The organism is Candidatus Nitrosoglobus terrae (assembly GCF_002356115.1).
GTDB lineage: Bacteria > Pseudomonadota > Gammaproteobacteria > Nitrosococcales > Nitrosococcaceae > Nitrosoglobus > Nitrosoglobus terrae.
The window spans coordinates 1,572,996-1,588,721 of the sequence record NZ_AP014836.1; the positions used below are offsets into that span (position 1 = coordinate 1,572,996).

General features: G+C 41.8%; 19 protein-coding genes and 1 other RNA gene. 6 read left to right on the top strand and 14 right to left on the bottom strand.

The window, feature by feature from the left end:
- Window positions 1-3 precede the first annotated feature (3 nt).
- The 3 genes from TAO_RS09680 to smpB all read right to left on the bottom strand — a co-directional run bounded on the left by TAO_RS09680 (window position 4) and on the right by smpB (window position 1,351).
- The gene (locus TAO_RS09680) at window positions 4-336 is read right to left on the bottom strand and encodes a hypothetical protein (protein WP_172419084.1); all 333 of its coding nucleotides are present in this window, start codon (window positions 334-336) and stop codon (window positions 4-6) included.
- Window positions 301-660: a transfer-messenger RNA gene (ssrA, locus tag TAO_RS07385) on the bottom strand. The genes TAO_RS09680 and ssrA overlap by 36 nt, the downstream gene beginning before the upstream one ends.
- A 211-nt stretch (window positions 661-871) precedes the next feature.
- Complete coding sequence (smpB, locus tag TAO_RS07390) at window positions 872-1,351, bottom strand: SsrA-binding protein SmpB (protein ID WP_096527301.1); 480 nt, start codon at window positions 1,349-1,351, stop codon at window positions 872-874.
- 226 nt (window positions 1,352-1,577) lie between these two features.
- On the opposite strand from smpB, the gene TAO_RS07395 reads away from it, so the two are divergent.
- Both TAO_RS07395 and TAO_RS07400 read left to right on the top strand, forming a co-directional pair.
- The gene (locus tag TAO_RS07395; protein ID WP_096527302.1) at window positions 1,578-2,021 is read left to right on the top strand and encodes a type II toxin-antitoxin system RatA family toxin; all 444 of its coding nucleotides are present in this window, start codon (window positions 1,578-1,580) and stop codon (window positions 2,019-2,021) included.
- Window position 2,022: 1 nt separating this feature from the next.
- A complete protein-coding gene (locus tag TAO_RS07400; RefSeq protein ID WP_408607635.1) occupies window positions 2,023-2,295 on the top strand; it encodes an RnfH family protein in 273 nt (90 codons plus the stop codon).
- Window positions 2,296-2,309: 14 nt separating this feature from the next.
- Here the strand turns inward: TAO_RS07400 and TAO_RS07405 are convergent, their stop codons facing one another.
- Window positions 2,310-2,861, bottom strand: coding sequence for an outer membrane protein assembly factor BamE (locus TAO_RS07405; RefSeq protein ID WP_096527304.1), 552 nt, complete (start codon window positions 2,859-2,861; stop codon window positions 2,310-2,312).
- Between the two features lie 110 nt (window positions 2,862-2,971).
- On the opposite strand from TAO_RS07405, the gene fur reads away from it, so the two are divergent.
- Window positions 2,972-3,442: a ferric iron uptake transcriptional regulator gene (gene fur, locus TAO_RS07410; protein ID WP_096527798.1), complete on the top strand. Its 471-nt coding sequence runs from the start codon at window positions 2,972-2,974 to the stop codon at window positions 3,440-3,442.
- A 23-nt stretch (window positions 3,443-3,465) separates the two neighbouring features.
- Window positions 3,466-4,077 carry a CPBP family intramembrane glutamic endopeptidase gene (locus TAO_RS07415; protein ID WP_231910624.1) on the top strand — a complete coding sequence of 204 codons (612 nt, stop codon included), beginning with the start codon at window positions 3,466-3,468 and terminating at the stop codon, window positions 4,075-4,077.
- A gap of 12 nt (window positions 4,078-4,089) precedes the next feature.
- On the opposite strand, the gene recN is transcribed toward TAO_RS07415, so the two are convergent.
- The 7 genes from recN to TAO_RS07450 all read right to left on the bottom strand — a co-directional run bounded on the left by recN (window position 4,090) and on the right by TAO_RS07450 (window position 11,984).
- Window positions 4,090-5,775, bottom strand: coding sequence for a DNA repair protein RecN (gene recN / locus TAO_RS07420; protein ID WP_096527306.1), 1,686 nt, complete (start codon window positions 5,773-5,775; stop codon window positions 4,090-4,092).
- Window positions 5,772-6,653, bottom strand: a complete 882-nt coding sequence (locus TAO_RS07425; protein WP_096527307.1) for an NAD(+) kinase — start codon at window positions 6,651-6,653, stop codon at window positions 5,772-5,774. The genes recN and TAO_RS07425 overlap by 4 nt, the downstream gene beginning before the upstream one ends.
- Window positions 6,654-6,674: 21 nt before the next feature.
- Window positions 6,675-8,396 (bottom strand): single-stranded-DNA-specific exonuclease RecJ, encoded by a 1,722-nt coding sequence (gene recJ / locus TAO_RS07430; protein WP_096527799.1) that lies wholly within the window; start codon window positions 8,394-8,396, stop codon window positions 6,675-6,677.
- Between the two features lie 36 nt (window positions 8,397-8,432).
- Entirely contained in the window at window positions 8,433-9,473 is a 1,041-nt protein-coding gene (locus TAO_RS07435; RefSeq protein WP_096527308.1) for a hypothetical protein, read from the bottom strand.
- A gap of 24 nt (window positions 9,474-9,497) precedes the next feature.
- A complete protein-coding gene (hda, locus tag TAO_RS07440) occupies window positions 9,498-10,196 on the bottom strand; it encodes a DnaA regulatory inactivator Hda (protein WP_096527309.1) in 699 nt (232 codons plus the stop codon).
- Window positions 10,197-10,211: 15 nt separating this feature from the next.
- On the bottom strand, window positions 10,212-10,817 hold the full coding sequence (locus tag TAO_RS07445; RefSeq protein ID WP_096527310.1) for a CDP-alcohol phosphatidyltransferase family protein: 606 nt from the start codon (window positions 10,815-10,817) through the stop codon (window positions 10,212-10,214).
- A gap of 111 nt (window positions 10,818-10,928) precedes the next feature.
- The gene (locus TAO_RS07450) at window positions 10,929-11,984 is read right to left on the bottom strand and encodes a DUF2066 domain-containing protein (RefSeq protein WP_096527311.1); all 1,056 of its coding nucleotides are present in this window, start codon (window positions 11,982-11,984) and stop codon (window positions 10,929-10,931) included.
- A gap of 149 nt (window positions 11,985-12,133) precedes the next feature.
- On the opposite strand from TAO_RS07450, the gene purM reads away from it, so the two are divergent.
- Both purM and purN read left to right on the top strand, forming a co-directional pair.
- Window positions 12,134-13,195 carry a phosphoribosylformylglycinamidine cyclo-ligase gene (purM, locus tag TAO_RS07455; RefSeq protein ID WP_096527312.1) on the top strand — a complete coding sequence of 354 codons (1,062 nt, stop codon included), beginning with the start codon at window positions 12,134-12,136 and terminating at the stop codon, window positions 13,193-13,195.
- A gap of 9 nt (window positions 13,196-13,204) precedes the next feature.
- A complete protein-coding gene (gene purN, locus TAO_RS07460; RefSeq protein ID WP_096527313.1) occupies window positions 13,205-13,804 on the top strand; it encodes a phosphoribosylglycinamide formyltransferase in 600 nt (199 codons plus the stop codon).
- 16 nt (window positions 13,805-13,820) lie between these two features.
- On the opposite strand, the gene dcd is transcribed toward purN, so the two are convergent.
- The 3 genes from dcd to TAO_RS07475 all read right to left on the bottom strand — a co-directional run bounded on the left by dcd (window position 13,821) and on the right by TAO_RS07475 (window position 15,264).
- Window positions 13,821-14,387, bottom strand: a complete 567-nt coding sequence (gene dcd, locus TAO_RS07465; RefSeq protein ID WP_096527314.1) for a dCTP deaminase — start codon at window positions 14,385-14,387, stop codon at window positions 13,821-13,823.
- An 82-nt stretch (window positions 14,388-14,469) separates the two neighbouring features.
- Entirely contained in the window at window positions 14,470-14,796 is a 327-nt protein-coding gene (gene yajC / locus TAO_RS07470; protein WP_231910625.1) for a preprotein translocase subunit YajC, read from the bottom strand.
- Window positions 14,797-14,877: 81 nt separating this feature from the next.
- Window positions 14,878-15,264, bottom strand: a complete 387-nt coding sequence (locus TAO_RS07475) for a hypothetical protein (protein ID WP_096527316.1) — start codon at window positions 15,262-15,264, stop codon at window positions 14,878-14,880.
- Window positions 15,265-15,726 lie beyond the last annotated feature (462 nt).

Consider the following 15,726-nt stretch of genomic DNA (forward strand, 5'->3'; position numbering starts at 1 on the left):
GGCTCATACTGAGCGCGGTGTGTTCGCTGGGGCGTTCAACTGGTGTCGGACAAGCAATCTAGTGGTGAATACATTTACCTCGTGGCCTAAAGTATAGATGGAGCCAGAGGTCAGAAAGAGCTTGGCTTTTGGCTCAGTCAGCGCGTTACTTCCATCATCGCAACTATCATGGAAAGCAAACACCATCCCTGCCACCCGCAATGAAGTGTGGGGCTTCTGGGGCGCGATGCTGAAACCCAGCGTAGTGCGGGGATTTCGGGCAATAAAAAGAGCTTGGAGACATACCCGAATCCTTGTATATGGTGGAGGCGGCGGGAATTGAACCCGCGTCCGCAAGCCCTCCGCTTTTGGCGCTACATGCTTAGCCCAATCATTAATTTAACTAGCGGCTACCCGATGGGCAAGGAAAACAGCTAGCGATCCTAGTAAATTTTAGCGGATCGGCCCTAGGAAAACTTCACCACGATCTTGTGAGAGTCGACGCCTGAAATCTGAACGCACAAGCACGGCTTCAGTCAGACGGCACCCTACTGGGTTTTAAGCAGCGAGTGCGTAGTTGTCGTCGTTGGCAACTATAAATTTGCAGCGTGATTAACGAGGTCACCGCACCTCGGCATGCTCCTCAAGTTTTGCTACCCGCGTCGAAGCCAAGTCGCCCCCTTAGAGAAGTAAAATTTAAGCTCATTTTTAAGAATGAGTAGCAATTATAGCATAGTGCCAATTAAAATTCCCAGCATTGCGACCCCACCGTAGTCTAATGAAGATTAAGCGGAGAAACATTACAATTAACCCCATGTTATTTACCCTCGCGCTCTGTGCGCCGCTCCGCTACGCAACATCGCTGGGGGTCATCGCGCGTCCTTTTACTCTTTCAATGAATTTTCAACAGACGTTCTTTTTGTCTATTCCACTCCTTTTCTTTCTCATCAGCACGTTTATCATATTTATGTTTACCTTTAGCCAATGCAATTTCTAACTTTGCGCGCCCTCGTTTCCAGTATAAAGCTAAGGGAATTAAGCTATAGCCTTTACGCTCCACGGCCCCAATGAGTTTACGAAGCTCTTCGGCGTGAAGTAATAATTTCCGAGTTCTAAGGTTATCTGGGTGGATGTGAGTTGAGGCAGTATTTAAAGGCGTAATATGCGCTCCAAATAGCCATGCTTCCCCTTCCTTAAGGAGGCAATAACTCTCATTGATTTGTACCCGCCCCGCTCGCAGACTCTTAACCTCCCAACCTTCAAGCACTAAACCCGCCTCATAGCGATCCTCAAGAAAATAATCATGGCGTGCCTTGCGGTTTAATGCAATGGTATTGCTGGTTGATTCAGATGGTTTCTTTTTACTTTTCATATAATATCAAGCTAATGGTTATCTTTTAGCTTTAATTAATACTTTGGTTTGGTAGATCATAGATAATTTAATATTATAATGTTTTTAAGAGAATTAATTATTCATATACCCTAATTTAATACCTAATATCAGCTTATCTTAGTCATTTTTATTATGTCTACTCTAGGCATAATTACACCTCCCAGCTCAATGGATACCCTTGATATAAGCTAAAATATATGTCCCTATGACCACATTAAACCGCAATGCTTTAGTACCCTACACGACTACCGAGATGTTTGCTCTTGTTAATGATATTGAATCCTATCCACAATTCCTCCCTTGGTGCCGTTCAACGCAAGTACATAGCCGCGATCAAGACAACGTCTATGCCACTATAGAATTGGCTCAAGGCGTTATTCATAAGTCATTTACGACTCATAATCGGCTACAACAAAACAAAATGATTGAAATGCGCTTAGTGAAAGGACCTTTTCGTCATTTAGAAGGTCTTTGGCGCTTTGATCCCATTGGAGAGGTAGGTGAAGGTTGTCGAGTTTCCCTTGCCATGGAGTTTGAGTTTTCTAATCGTGTCATTAGCTTGGCTTTAGGTCCTATATTTAATGAAATTGTTGCTTCATTAGTGGATGCTTTTTGTAAGCGCGCTAGAGATTATTATGGTCAGCGCTAACATGATCAGCGTTGAAGTTGCCTATGCTCATCCTAGTAAACAAGCTATCCTCAAGATAGCTGTACCTGAAAATACTACCGTAGAAGAGGCTATTCAGATATCAAACATTCTTAAGCAATTTCCCGAAATTAATTTACATAAAAATGGTGTAGGTATTTTTAGCAAGCTAACTAAGCTGGATGCCCCTCTTTGCCATCAGGATAGAATAGAAATTTACCGTCCCTTAATCGCCGATCCTAAGGAAATCCGCCGTAAACGAGCGGCTAAAGTGTAGTAATTTTATAAAAACTATGGAGGTGGGGTTTTATCAGATTCACCCTCTTTAGCTGGCTGAGAAGAAATCTCTGTACCCTCCTTCGATGACTTTGTATCTGGAGGAGTATCTTTAGAATTATGACCCAAGCCTAACTTATTCATTAAACCACTAAATGGACCTGTAGACTCAGGCCGAGGAGGTACAATAACCGACGTTACCTGCTCTGATTCTTCAGATTTTGGTTTTTGATAAGCACCGATCTTAACATCCCCGCTAACACGAAGAAGCTTATCATCTTTGAACCATACCGTGATAGTACGCTGCTCCCGTTGTTTTTTTCCTGATTTAAAGCTATAAACATAATACCAGCGATCAGGTAAAAAGGTATCCACTACCAAGGGAGTGCCCAAAACAAAAGTTACCTGTTGCTTACTCATTCCCAGTTTGAGTTTATCTAGCATATCTTGGGTTATAATATTACCTTGTTGAACATCAATTCGATAAATACCGGGCAAGCGCTCGGTACTACAAGCGACTAAGGAGATACTTGCATATCCAATGATAAAAATGAGAAGCTTATCCATATTGGCTGGGTAGTAGAGTAGAAAAATTAGCGGTCACTGCTGTCTAAGCAACAAGGATGATAATACCTGATAGTTGCTTTAAAGAACATTCTTTAACGGGGGTAAATATCATGGAAAGTCAAGACCTACGTAAAGCCGGCCTTAAGGTAACTTTGCCACGGCTTAAAGTACTAGAAATCCTAGAAAATGGTTCTCAGCGCCATATGAGCGCAGAAGATGTTTATAAAGCATTGCTCGATCAAGGTGAGGAAATTGGGCTTGCCACTGTTTATCGCGTACTCACTCAGTTTGAAGCAGCGGGATTGGTCTCTCGCCATCATTTCGACGGCTGGCAAACGGGTAGTGGGCATTCTGTATTTGAGATGGATAGTGGAGAGCATCACGACCACCTATTATGCGTGCGCTGCGGCAAAGTCGAAGAATTTGTAGATAAAACTATTGAAACACGCCAGCAAGAATTGGCCCATAAAGCTGGATTTCGTATGACCGATCATTGTCTCTATATTTACGGTATCTGCGCTAACTGCCAGCAAACTGAGCTGAGCAAAGAAGGTATCAAGGAAAATATCATAGAAGCGTAACGCGACTACTAGGATTTAGCATCTTGATACTCTCCCTTTTTAGCCCTAGCCGCTTCCTTATCTTTACCGCTATATTTGAGGGGGGACTGGCAGCGCTGTCCCTCTTCTTAGGATGGCTTACGGGAATAAATCCCTTCAATTATTTTACTATCAGTGGACATGCCCTTATCTGGGCTATTGTTGGAAGCTTTCCTTTAATACTATTTTTTATGCTTTTCTACCGCTTCCCAATTGGGCCATTGCGGCCTATTAAAGAGTTTTTAATTAAAACCATAGCCCCTTACTTAAATACTTGCCACTGGTATGATCTGTTATTAGTCGCTCTATTGGCTGGCGTTTGTGAGGAATTATTTTTTCGCGGCTTCTTACAGTTATGGATAGAATCCAGTAGTGGCACGCTAATGGGTTTACTGGGTAGCAATCTAATATTTGCTTTAGCGCATTCTATCACTAAAACTTACGCCTTAATCGCAGGTTTAATTGGGGTTTATTTGGGCTTTTTACTTGATGTTAGTGAACAACGAAATCTATTTATTCCTATGGTAGTCCATACGCTCTATGATTTTTTAGCCCTGATAGTCATTGTTCAATCATCTCGACGTAGACTAAGTAACCAGGCTTATTTAAATAAATAATTAATTACCGCTTTAATGCACCTCATTCTGCCAAGCAGCCCCTAGCATTTCATAGGCATGAGCCCGTGATCGATCAGTAACATCCTTTCCCCCTAACATACGAGCAATTTCCTCCACCCGCTCATCCTCGCTTAGCTTTACCAGTTCAACAGTAGTTGTCCCTTCATGATGATGTTTACTAATGCGAATTTGGGAATGGGCTTGTGCAGCCACCTGCGGTAGGTGAGTAACGCAAATCACTTGCCGATATTTCCCAAGCTCCCGTAATCTCACCCCTACAACTTCCGCTACTGCCCCGCTGACTCCTACATCTACTTCATCAAACACTAAGGTTGAAGCCCCGCCACGCTGAGATATTAATGCTTGAATGGCAAGTCCAATACGTGACAATTCCCCGCCCGAGGCTATTTTGTTTAAAGGCCCTAGTAGTTGACCTGGGTTAGTATTGACTTGAAATTGAATCTGCTCTGTTCCATAGGGAGAAAATTTATCCTCTTTTAAAGGCACTAGGGTAACTTTAAAACACCCTCCCGGCATTGCTAATAGCTGCATCGCCCTTGTGACTTCCTGTTCTAGCGCTGTGGCAACTTTGCTACGGCTTTCGCTCAAGCATTTAGATAACTCTTGGTATTCCTTCGACAGGGCAGCCAACTCTTGCTGTAGCCTGTCAAGGCGAACATCAACAGTCTCAAGATTAGCTAACTCTAAAGCCAATCGTTCTGCCAATACTGGAAGCTCATCTGCTGTTACTCGATATTTACGTGTTAACTCATAAAATTCAGATAACCGCTCTTCAATCCATACCAAGCGTTCAGGATTTATCTCCATAGAATCTAGATATTGGCGTAGCTCATTAGCTGCCTCATTGATCTGAATTAAAGCACCCTCCACCGGTATTGTAAGTTTACTTAAGGATGGATCAAAAACCTGCATCTGACCTAGCCGGCGACTTACTTGGCTTAACAAAACATAGATTGCCCTCTGGTCATCCTGGTAAAGTAAATCTAGCACAGCCTCAGATCCTTGAATTAACTCTGATCTATGAACCAGCTGCTGCTGCTCCTGTTCTAACTGCTGTAACTCCCCAAGCTTAGGTTGAAATATACTCAGCTCCTCAATCTGATAGCGTAGCAATTCTGATCGAGTAGCCCGCTCGCTGGCAGCTTGAGTAAGGGTTTTTAATTCCTGGCTAACTTGCTGCCAACGCTGATAAGCTTTACTTAATTTATTTAAAACCGGGGCATGATCACCGTAGATATCAAGTAGAGTCTGCTGGACAATAGGACGTAATAACGACTGATGGGCGTGCTGCCCGTAGATATCAACTAGATATTTTCCAGCTTCCCGTAATATTTGGATTGAAACAAAATGCCCGTTAATATATCCGCGCGATCGGCCTTCACGGCTTAAAACACGCTTGAGCACGCACTCCTCACCCTGTTCTAAACCTCGGGACTTCAACCAAGCTAAAAAGAGTTCATTAGCTTTAATCCCAAACACAGCGCTAACCTCAGTGCTGACTTGGCCGCTGCGGATCAAGCGGGTATCACCTCGATCCCCTAGTACTAACCCTAATGCATCTATCAGAATAGATTTACCGGCACCCGTCTCCCCGGTTAAGGCTATCATTCCTAGCTCTAGCGGCTGTACTAGCTCAGTAATAATTGAAAAATTGCGAATAGACAGCTCTTTAATCAATCAAATTTTTTTCCCCAATGTAACTTAGCTCGTAAAATAGAATAGTGATCGTAGTTCTCTGGATGAATCAACCGAACTATGCTCGTATCCTTATATATTTTTATCTTATCGCCTGATTTCAAAGCAATACCGGGCTGACCATCGCAGCTCACTTGGCTTAAAGCCGTGCTATGTTCACTGATAATAACCTCAACTACACAACCTGCATCAAGTACTAGAGGACGGTTACTAAGGGCATGAGAACAAATAGATACCAATACCATCCCACTGAGATTAACATCTAATATCGGCCCGCCGGCAGAGAGTGCATAAGCAGTAGATCCAGTCGGTGTTGCTACTACCAAGCCATCAGAACGTTGACTACTAAGAAAGCGACCATTAATGTAGATCTCGAACTCGATTATCTGTACAGTCTGTCGAAAATGTATTGTGACATCATTTAAAGCCGTACCTATAAAACTACAACGGTTATCTTGCTCCAGATCAGCTTGGATTAAAAACCTTTCTTCTTCCTGATATTTTCCCTCTAGTATTTCAGTTAAATCTGGATCCAATGTTTCCAGCCGCACATCGGCGAGAAACCCAAGTCGGCCTAGCTTAATACCGAGCAATGGAATGTTCAAATCCACTAGGCTCCGAGCTGCATGGAGTAAAGTACCATCACCCCCAACTACAATAGCTAGATCACAGCGTTGTCCTAGCTCAGATAGCGCTACAGCTTCCCATTGCTGACTCGGGAAAAGTGCAGCCGTATCCTGATCAATAATAAGATCTAATCCTTTCGCTACTAAGAAATCAGCGACTTGCTGTAAGGATTCAGCAATTTTCGGATCTTTTTGCTTACCGATAAGTCCTATTGTTGTAAAAGCTTTTGCCATACATCCAAATATCTACTCAAACTAACTTGGCGCTAAATATTCCACTAAGAGCTGCACTTTACGCAAATTCCGATAGATATTTATATCTAATCGATAAGCGAGCTTTACTTTAATACCTAGCTTAAGCCAATCTGGGGGCAGATAACGGAAGGCGATACCATTCAGCTGCTGCTGACCATCAAGGGTGGTGAGCGCAAGCTTAAGGTGGTTCTCTCCTACAATACGAAATCCTTCTAACCAAAATAGCCCATCAAACAACGGTTCTGGAAATCCTTGCCCCCAAGGCCCGCCCACTCGCAATATCTCCGCTAATTCTAAATCCCAACATTCTAGTGTTCCATCACTAAAGATAATATCCTCAAAACTTTCCTTTCCAAGCTGAGTCTTAAGTACTCCTAAAAAGGCAGCTCGAAATGCTTTTAAGTGAGCTCGCTGTAAACTCAAACCTGCAGCCATTGCATGGCCGCCAAACTTATTCAACAGATCTGGGTACTGAGTGGCAACTCTATCTAAAGCGTCGCGAATATGAAGACCAGGAATAGAACGAGCCGATCCTTTCAGCTCCTCTCCTTCATGGGGAGCAAAGGCGATCACAGGCCGATACACCTGATCTTTAATCCGAGAAGCAACTAAGCCAATGACTCCTTGATGCCATGATTCATGAAATAAACAATAACCTAATGGTTTACCTCCCGTTTGAAAATTCAAGTCCTCCAAACAAGCTAAGGCTTGCTCCTGCATCGCTGACTCGATCTGCCGTCGCTCACAGTTAAGGGCATCCAGCCTATTAGCGTGTTGCTGAGCGGTTTCTATAGAATCTGTTAGCAGGCAAGCAATTCCAAGACTCATATCTTCTAAACGTCCAGCAGCATTTAGCCGCGGTCCCACGCTAAACCCTAAATCATTAGCAGTTAAGTTTTCAAATGAGCATTGAGCACACGCTATAAGCGCCTGAATTCCAGCGCAGCAGCGGCGATGTCGAATCCGATCTAATCCATGAGCAACAAAAATTCGATTTACCTGATCTAAGAGCACTACATCGGCTACTGTACCAAGGGCTACTAAATCCAATAATCCTGATAGAGTAGGTTCTCGACTACCTGATCGGCTAAACCACCCTTGCTCTCTTAAGTAAGCTCGTAAAGCCAACATTACATAAAAAATGACTCCTACCCCCGCAAGGTTAGCGCTTGGAAAAGGATCATCAGGTAAATTAGGATTAACAATAGCATTAGCAGCAGGCAAAATTGCCCCTGGCAAATGATGATCGGTAATTAATACCTGAATATTAGCCTGTCGCGCTGCTTCTACACCCTCAACGCTTGATATTCCATTATCTACTGTAATGATAAGATCAGGCTGACTATGGGTTAGCGCCACTGATACAATAGCGGGTGTCAGTCCATAGCCATGGATAAATCGGTTAGGCACCAGATAACTGACGTTACTTGCTCCCATTAAACGAAGCGCCCGCACCGCTACTGCGCAACTTGTAGCCCCATCAGCATCAAAATCGGCCACGATCAAGATCTGCCAATTTCGCTCAATAGCCTTACTAAGTAGAGCTACTGCAGTCTTGATGTTACTTAGCAGCCAAGGAGAAGGTAAGCGGTCTAACGTATAATCAAGATCATCACGACACTTAACCCCTCGTGCGCTATATACACGGCGAAGTACCGGGTGAATAGTCTCAGGTAGCTCAGAATCATTGATTAAACGCTGTCTTAAAACTTTACCAACCATCTGCTGCAATCAAACTCCCTAATTTTCGCACCCTCATCAACCATCATACGGTATACGTGAACGTCGCCAGAAATACCAAGCTTGTGGCCAAGCCAAATAATAAAAATATCCATCCATGGGATAAAGGGTGAGGCTAGCTAGCCGCCTATTTCGCAATGCAGCAAATAAAACGCTGAACCAATTCTCCTCTAATCCAAGTAGAATTTGACGATGCTGGAAAGAGTCGATTTCCGATAGCAAAGAATCCAATATCAATAAATAATTACCTGGCGCTGATATTTCCTCTAGCCACTCATGACCTGTTTGAAATTCGATTAAAGGTTTATTAGAAATTTTGCAGTAATTAGCTAAAGCTTGAAAGAGAGGATCATGGCCTCCGCTAACTTGCTGCCACGAAGAGTCTGAACATAGGGAAGATTCTCCTGCCCCCCAGAACCACAAGCTGTTTGCAGGTGGAAGGCCATGATCTTCTCGCCTTTGATTTACAGTACAATCATGTAGAAGCATCTGGGTCTCGTTAAGTAAAGATCGCCACCGCGACCCATCAATACCCGTAGGTAGGGCAGTTCTAAGATGTTTTCTCTCAGCTACACCTAAAGCAGTAAAGGTTACCTGATCGGGCTGAGGTAATTGAAGATACCAACGATTTGGCCGTAATGGCTCAAATTGCCAGCCATACTCAGTAAATAATGGGGCTACCAGTCTCGCTAACGACTGAGATTCTATCTCATTTAGCGCTAAATAATGGGATCCAAATAATACTAGCTGATCCCGATCAGGCCGTAAATGTACTGGATCGGCGCGTAGCCACCATCCTGTCCCTAAAAGGGAATTACCTTTATCCCAAGCATACATGATTGGCGCTACAGGGATATCTGTAGATTCAAGCTGAGAAATATTAAATAACTTGAATAATAAAGACTCATAAGGCGCAGCAGCCGACCCAATAAGGTTTGCTCTTCCTATTAAGCGCTCTAAGAAGGAAAGCCGTAGTCCTGCTGAATCCTCTACCGCTAATGCTTGCGCCAAGCCTGGAACGACTATAGTTAAATGCTGGGATAAACTTCGAGATAGCAAAATAGAATCTTACTAATTCGTAAATTATATACCTAGAATTTGCCGAGCAAACGGAATGGTCACTCGTCGCTGAGCAGCCATGGAAGCTCGTTCTAGCTCCATTAGTAAATGGCTTAAAGAGTGCATATCACGCGCGCTATGACGTAGCAGAAAATCAGTAACTTCATCTGATAATTCCATGCCTCGTTTCTCAGCTTGGAGCTTCAAAGCAGCATGTTTTTGGCCATCATTCAATGGCTGAAGTTGATATATTAGCGCCCATTCTAATCGAGATCTAAGGTCAGGGAGAAGTAGATTAAGCGCGCTGGGCTTATCAGAAGAGGTAAGCAGAAGACGGGTAAAGGATTTTCGTACAAGATTATAAAAACGAAGTAAAGCTTCTTCCCAGCATTGGTGGTGAGCAATACAATCAATATCATCAATAGCAATAAGCGCAGTGGTCTCTAAACCTTGCAAAATCTCAGGTGCTATTTTATCTGCTCGTTTTAACGGTATATAGACAACTCGCTCGCCACGCTGTGCAGCTATCCGGCAAGTAGATAATAGTAAATGGGTTTTACCTACCCCAGAAGATCCCCACAGATAAAGAAAGCGATCTCCTTCGCCTTTACCGCAGCGCTCTGTAGCCACAACAGGTTCATAATTAGCCTCTGTTCGATAATAGCTCTCAAAACTAGGTGCTCCATACTTACCGATAGGCAAAGGAAGTTGCTGCGTAGTCACCAATAGCGAAATCTCTTAACTGTGATGTGTTGTTTCGGTTTGTCGACGACAAGAGTCAAAGCCAGATTTTCGATTTTTTGCCACTCGCCAAGCCTTTATTCCCCAATGCCATACGTATTGAATACCGCTCAAAACAGTTGTAATAGCCACCAAATAAATAAGCCCATCAACTATTTGCGAGATTCTAAACCCAGGTAACTGATCAACGATAATACTTATAAGTAACAATATTTGCCATAACGTATTTAGTTTACTGAGAGAAGTTGGCTCCATTTCAAAATGATCAATGAGAAAATGGTAAGCAAGCGCCCCTAGTATAATGATGAGATCCCGACTAAAAACCAATATTATTAACCAATAAGGAAGATGCCCTAATAAAGCGAGTGTAATATAGCTTGAAATAAGAAGCAGTTTATCTGCTACCGGATCAAGAATTGAGCCAAGACGACTCTGCCACTGATAGCGCTTAGCAAGAAACCCATCTAAGCCATCCGAAATCCCAGCTACAACGATGATCCATAAAGAAAGAAAATACTCTTCTTGATATAATACATAAACTAAGGGGACTATCAGTAAAATACGCATTCCACTAAGAAGGTTGGGAATATCTCTACCCTGCATCGTGTTACTGTAATCCTTAAATAGAGGTCTTCTCCATCCTTTCCATCGAAACCATAATACCAATATTGAAAATCATCCTTAGCCCAGTATGATCACAACAAATCCTCAATATCATGGTAGTAGTCTATAATTCAATTTGCTGGCGCTATCTGTTTTGATAATATTACCTTCCTCCACTTGTGCCAAGACTCTACCAAATAAAATAGAATCTATGAGGCTTTTAACATCTCCTTGTAATTTTAGCTTAAATACTGCTTCTGCTCGAGATAACTGCACCGGTCGTACAGATTTTACACGGCTCAAGCTATTTAGGTAAGTAAGGAGGCGAGCATAGTCTGTAAATGAAGCTACATTAGTTATGCTAATTTTTACTGAAATTAAGGAGCTATTATCAGTTATAGGGGCAACATGATCTCTAATAACATCTACTGCCTCATCAATACCATTGCGCAATGCTTGAGCAAACTCACCTCGGGTACTCCACTCTCGCACCTTATTAGCCCCATACAAAGCCCAGCGTACTTGCCAATCATTGGCTTTTTGGTGCAGTATACGCCCTGCTATTTGCACAGTGGCAGGGTAACGACTTGACGCAGCCAGTATAGGCTCAGGAAAATTACCCCAAATATCACTAAAAGATAATCGTGCTTGATCCTCTAAGTCCCAGAGAGGAAAGATTATAAATATTCCTCGTGCCTCTGCTTCGGATTTTAGAGTCTGAATAATAGGTGACAGTGTACTAGCATCTAATAAATAACGTTTCTTGTCTTCTTTAACCGCGATCCATAGCAATAACGTGGGGCGATCTTGACCCCAAGTAGGTAGTGAGTATTGCTGTAGTAATTGCTGTACTCCCTTAGGATCAAAGCGAACCCAGAGAATAGATGCGCTATTATTCTCCTCAAGGACATCATAACGAAATTGCTGTACCAACTTAGATGCATCTTTGAGCATAGCATTCAGTGGAGCTTGAGTTAGTATCCGTCGACTGCCTATTATTTTAAGCAATACTTTCTGAAAGGCCGTTTTTACCGCCTTAGCTTGCTCTTCTGGAGTCTGGCTACTAACAGGCACTTGTTCTTCATACAGACTACTGTTTAGCCTAGCAGCCTGAGCCTGTAATAACATGGTCCAAAATATTATTATCACTATAGTAATTTGTTTCATGATTTTAGCTTATCATACCAATAATCCTAATACAGTCAGCTTCTAAAGAAACTTGGATACTACCTAATTTACTAACCTAAACCCTCAGTTTATATAAAATACCTATCCTTCCACTAGATCAATATCCAGCTAACTGGAGCTATCTCAGTATGAGTAAACAAAAATTATCTTCTTCTATAAATCTACCTTTAAGCTATCGTGAGGCCGGTGTTGATATCGATGCTGGTAATTACTTTGTACAGCGAATTAAACCAGCTGCTGCTAGAACAATGCGCCCTGGAGTACTCGCTGGTCTTGGAGGTTTTGGTAGCTTATTTGAAATACCTATTAACCGTTATCAGAATCCTATACTGGTAGCCGGCACTGATGGTGTCGGTACAAAGCTTAAATTAGCGATTCAATTAAATCACCATAGTAGTATTGGGATTGATCTCGTAGCTATGTGCGTTAATGATATCGTTGTACAAGGAGCTGAACCGCTTTTTTTCCTAGATTATTACGCCACAGGTCGATTAGACGTTGAGGTTGCTGTTGAAGTAGTTGAAGGTATTGCTCTTGGCTGCCAGCTAGCTGGAATTGCATTAGTAGGCGGGGAAACTGCTGAAATGCCAGGAATTTATCAAACAGGCGACTATGATCTCGCAGGTTTTTGTGTTGGCATTGTAGAAAAAGAGCATCTTATCAATGGCAGTCAGGTACGGGTCGGTGATAATCTTATTGGCATTGCCTCCTCAGGACCCCATGCCAATGGCTACTCCTTAATCCGAAAAATTCTTGATCATCACAATGATACGCTAGATACTCCTTTTGCGAACCAAACTTTAGGAACAACTTTATTGGCCCCTACCCGTATTTATGTTAAATCTTTACTAGGGTTGATTAATGCCGTTGAGGTACGAGCGCTAGCTCATATTACCGGCGGAGGGTTACCCGATAATTTACCTCGAGTATTACCTCCAGAACTTAATGCTAAAATTGATATCTCTAGCTGGCCCCGTCCCCCTATTTTTGATTGGCTACAACAAAAAGGTAATCTCTCAAAAAAAGAGCTATACCGTACCTTTAATTGCGGAATTGGAATGGTGGCTTGTGTACCTAAAGTAAGTGCTGAAAAAGCCATAGAGTTTTTAAATAATGAGGGCGAATCCGCTTGGATCATAGGGGAAATTATTTCTAAAACCAGTGAGATCCCAGATATCATCCTGTATTAAAAAAACATTATGGTAAACACTAAACTGCTACCGTTGGTAGCGCTTATCTCTGGTCGTGGCAGTAATCTTCAAGCTATTATTGATCAATCTCAATCTGGGCAGTTACCAGTGGAAATTCGTGCTGTTATTAGTAACCGTCTTCAGGCGCAAGGGCTAGCACGAGCTCATCATGCCGGTATTAAAACCCATGTACTTAATCAGCAGTATACACACCGAGAGATCTTCGACAAGACCCTGATGAACTTAATTGATAGCTACACCCCAAAACTTGTAGTACTTGCTGGTTTTATGCGTATTTTAACCCCTAGATTTGTCCACCATTATAAGGGTCGCCTCCTTAACATCCATCCCTCGCTTTTACCTAATTTCCCTGGCTTAGATACCCATCAGCGAGCGATTCAAGCAGGAGTGAAAGAACATGGGGCAACGGTACATTTTGTCACTGACAAAGTCGATCAAGGCCCCATTATCTTACAGGCGCGTGTACCAGTCTATCCAGATGATACCCCCGATATCTTAGCCGCAAGGGTATTAAAGGAAGAACATCGAATTTATCCTGAAGCGATCCGCGCGTTTGCAGAGAAGAAAATTATTTTTAAAGATGAATAAAGTACGCTAGCTATAGCTATGCTTTTGGAAGCGTAACTCCCGTTTGACCTTGGTATTTACCATCACGATCTTGGTATGAAATCTCACAGGGTTCATTAGATTCAAAAAATATTACTTGAGCAACCCCCTCATAAGCATAGATTTTGGCAGGTAACGGAGAAGTGTTGGAAAACTCTAAGGTAACATGGCCTTCCCATTCTGGTTCTAAAGGGGTAACGTTAACAATGATTCCGCAACGGGCATAGGTGGATTTTCCCAAGCAAATTGTAAGCACATTACGGGGGATTCTAAAATACTCAACGGTTCGTGCTAGAGCAAACGAGTTAGGCGGGATAATGCAAACCTCTGAGCGTACATCCACAAATCCGCTGGCATCAAAATTCTTAGGATCTACAATAGCTGAGTTAATATTGGTAAAGATCTTAAACTCATCAGAGCAGCGAACATCATAACCGTAGCTTGAAGTACCATAAGAAATAACAGATAGATTATTAAGTCTTCGAGTTTGGTATGGCTCAAATGGCTCAATCATGCCATATTCTTGAGCCATCTGCCGAATCCATTTATCAGATTTAACACTCATTATTACAGATCATGATACGAATCCCCGACCACAGCAGATATCACAGTAAGTACTAAAAGCATTTTTAACAGGAGCAACTCAGCTATAAACCTTTTATTGTTCCTTTAGGTACTGTTCTTGATACAGCGTTTTTTTCAACTTTTATCTCTATCCCGTCTGCTAGCTCTAATAATAAAAAACTATCACCCATCTGGATTACTTTGCCTAATAACCCTCCATTAGTGATAATCTCATCTCCTTTACCTAACGAGGCGATCATTTTAAATCGCTCTTTATGACGGCTTAATCGTGGTCGTATTACTAATACATAGTAAATTAAAAAAAAAGCACTAAATATAATTAAAGTGAGCCAAAAATCCACGTCAGTCCCTATCGTCGGCTGACTGCTTTGAGCCCAAGCTTCTGTCATAAAAAATTTCATTCCTCTTACTGCCCTTATAGAGTTACAACATTTTTGCCTAGCCTAGGCATCTTAATAAAATGACTGTTTTTATTTCTTTTTGAAAAAATAGTAGCCAAAAGGCCCCTTCAGGATCATTTTATTTCCAGTTTTCTCAACTGCTAAGTATTTAACTGTCTCTGAATCATCTTTAACTTCAATTACAGATTCTTCAGTGACTTTATAAGTCTTTTCAAGGGAGGTGTTATGTTTAAGAAATTTATTATAACCAGAAATCACAACTGTTCCACTGGGATGAAAATCCCATGTTGCAACCTCTTTGTTACTACCTGTCCCATCTTTTTTTAGCGCAGTCATCTCTAATAACCATGCTCCTGTAATCTCTGAGTGATCTTTAATGATTGGTTCTGCGTAGGCTACCGTACTAATAGCTGCAATAAAAAGGAAAATAGAGATCAGTTTATTTTTATGTTTCATAACGCTCTCCCAAGTAATTACTGACTACTTATGACTAAATTTATTTAAGTGGCCTTACTTAATAGTAGAATAGCTAAATAAGATATTAGCCTAAAGAAGTACAGGCAGTACCTATTTCATTTATGACTCTTATTTATTTAAACTTTACTGAATATTTGATTAATTAAATCCCCACTCTAGTGATAAAAATTATATTCTATAGAAACAAATAGGTGAAGAATCCTTAATACTAAAAAGCTTAATACCTAACTCTAACTACTTAAATTAACAAATTCCACCGCTCAAAATTACCGATATCTATAATTATAATAATATCCTCTACGAAAGCGACGATGCGCAATGTAATCCACAGAGCGCAAGAGCTAATAAAAGACTGTTAATTGCAGTGTTTTTCCACACAATCTTCATAAGGTGGCCCTAGATTCTGATCAGAAGACTGGCTATGACGTAAAATACAACCAG

What these genes read in the sequence shown, in the direction of transcription:
- smpB (WP_096527301.1), bottom strand. Translation starts at nt 1,351, where the DNA reads ATGAAAAGTAAAAAGAAACCATCTGAATCAACCAGCAATACCATTGCA.
- TAO_RS07395 (WP_096527302.1), top strand. Translation starts at nt 1,578, where the DNA reads ATGACCACATTAAACCGCAATGCTTTAGTACCCTACACGACTACCGAG.
- TAO_RS07400 (WP_408607635.1), top strand. Translation starts at nt 2,023, where the DNA reads ATGATCAGCGTTGAAGTTGCCTATGCTCATCCTAGTAAACAAGCTATC.
- TAO_RS07405 (WP_096527304.1), bottom strand. Translation starts at nt 2,861, where the DNA reads ATGGATAAGCTTCTCATTTTTATCATTGGATATGCAAGTATCTCCTTA.
- fur (WP_096527798.1), top strand. Translation starts at nt 2,972, where the DNA reads ATGGAAAGTCAAGACCTACGTAAAGCCGGCCTTAAGGTAACTTTGCCA.
- TAO_RS07425 (WP_096527307.1), bottom strand. Translation starts at nt 6,653, where the DNA reads ATGGCAAAAGCTTTTACAACAATAGGACTTATCGGTAAGCAAAAAGAT.
- recJ (WP_096527799.1), bottom strand. Translation starts at nt 8,396, where the DNA reads ATGGTTGGTAAAGTTTTAAGACAGCGTTTAATCAATGATTCTGAGCTA.
- TAO_RS07445 (WP_096527310.1), bottom strand. Translation starts at nt 10,817, where the DNA reads ATGCAGGGTAGAGATATTCCCAACCTTCTTAGTGGAATGCGTATTTTA.
- TAO_RS07450 (WP_096527311.1), bottom strand. Translation starts at nt 11,984, where the DNA reads ATGAAACAAATTACTATAGTGATAATAATATTTTGGACCATGTTATTA.
- purM (WP_096527312.1), top strand. Translation starts at nt 12,134, where the DNA reads ATGAGTAAACAAAAATTATCTTCTTCTATAAATCTACCTTTAAGCTAT.
- purN (WP_096527313.1), top strand. Translation starts at nt 13,205, where the DNA reads ATGGTAAACACTAAACTGCTACCGTTGGTAGCGCTTATCTCTGGTCGT.
- dcd (WP_096527314.1), bottom strand. Translation starts at nt 14,387, where the DNA reads ATGAGTGTTAAATCTGATAAATGGATTCGGCAGATGGCTCAAGAATAT.
- yajC (WP_231910625.1), bottom strand. Translation starts at nt 14,796, where the DNA reads ATGACAGAAGCTTGGGCTCAAAGCAGTCAGCCGACGATAGGGACTGAC.
- TAO_RS07475 (WP_096527316.1), bottom strand. Translation starts at nt 15,264, where the DNA reads ATGAAACATAAAAATAAACTGATCTCTATTTTCCTTTTTATTGCAGCT.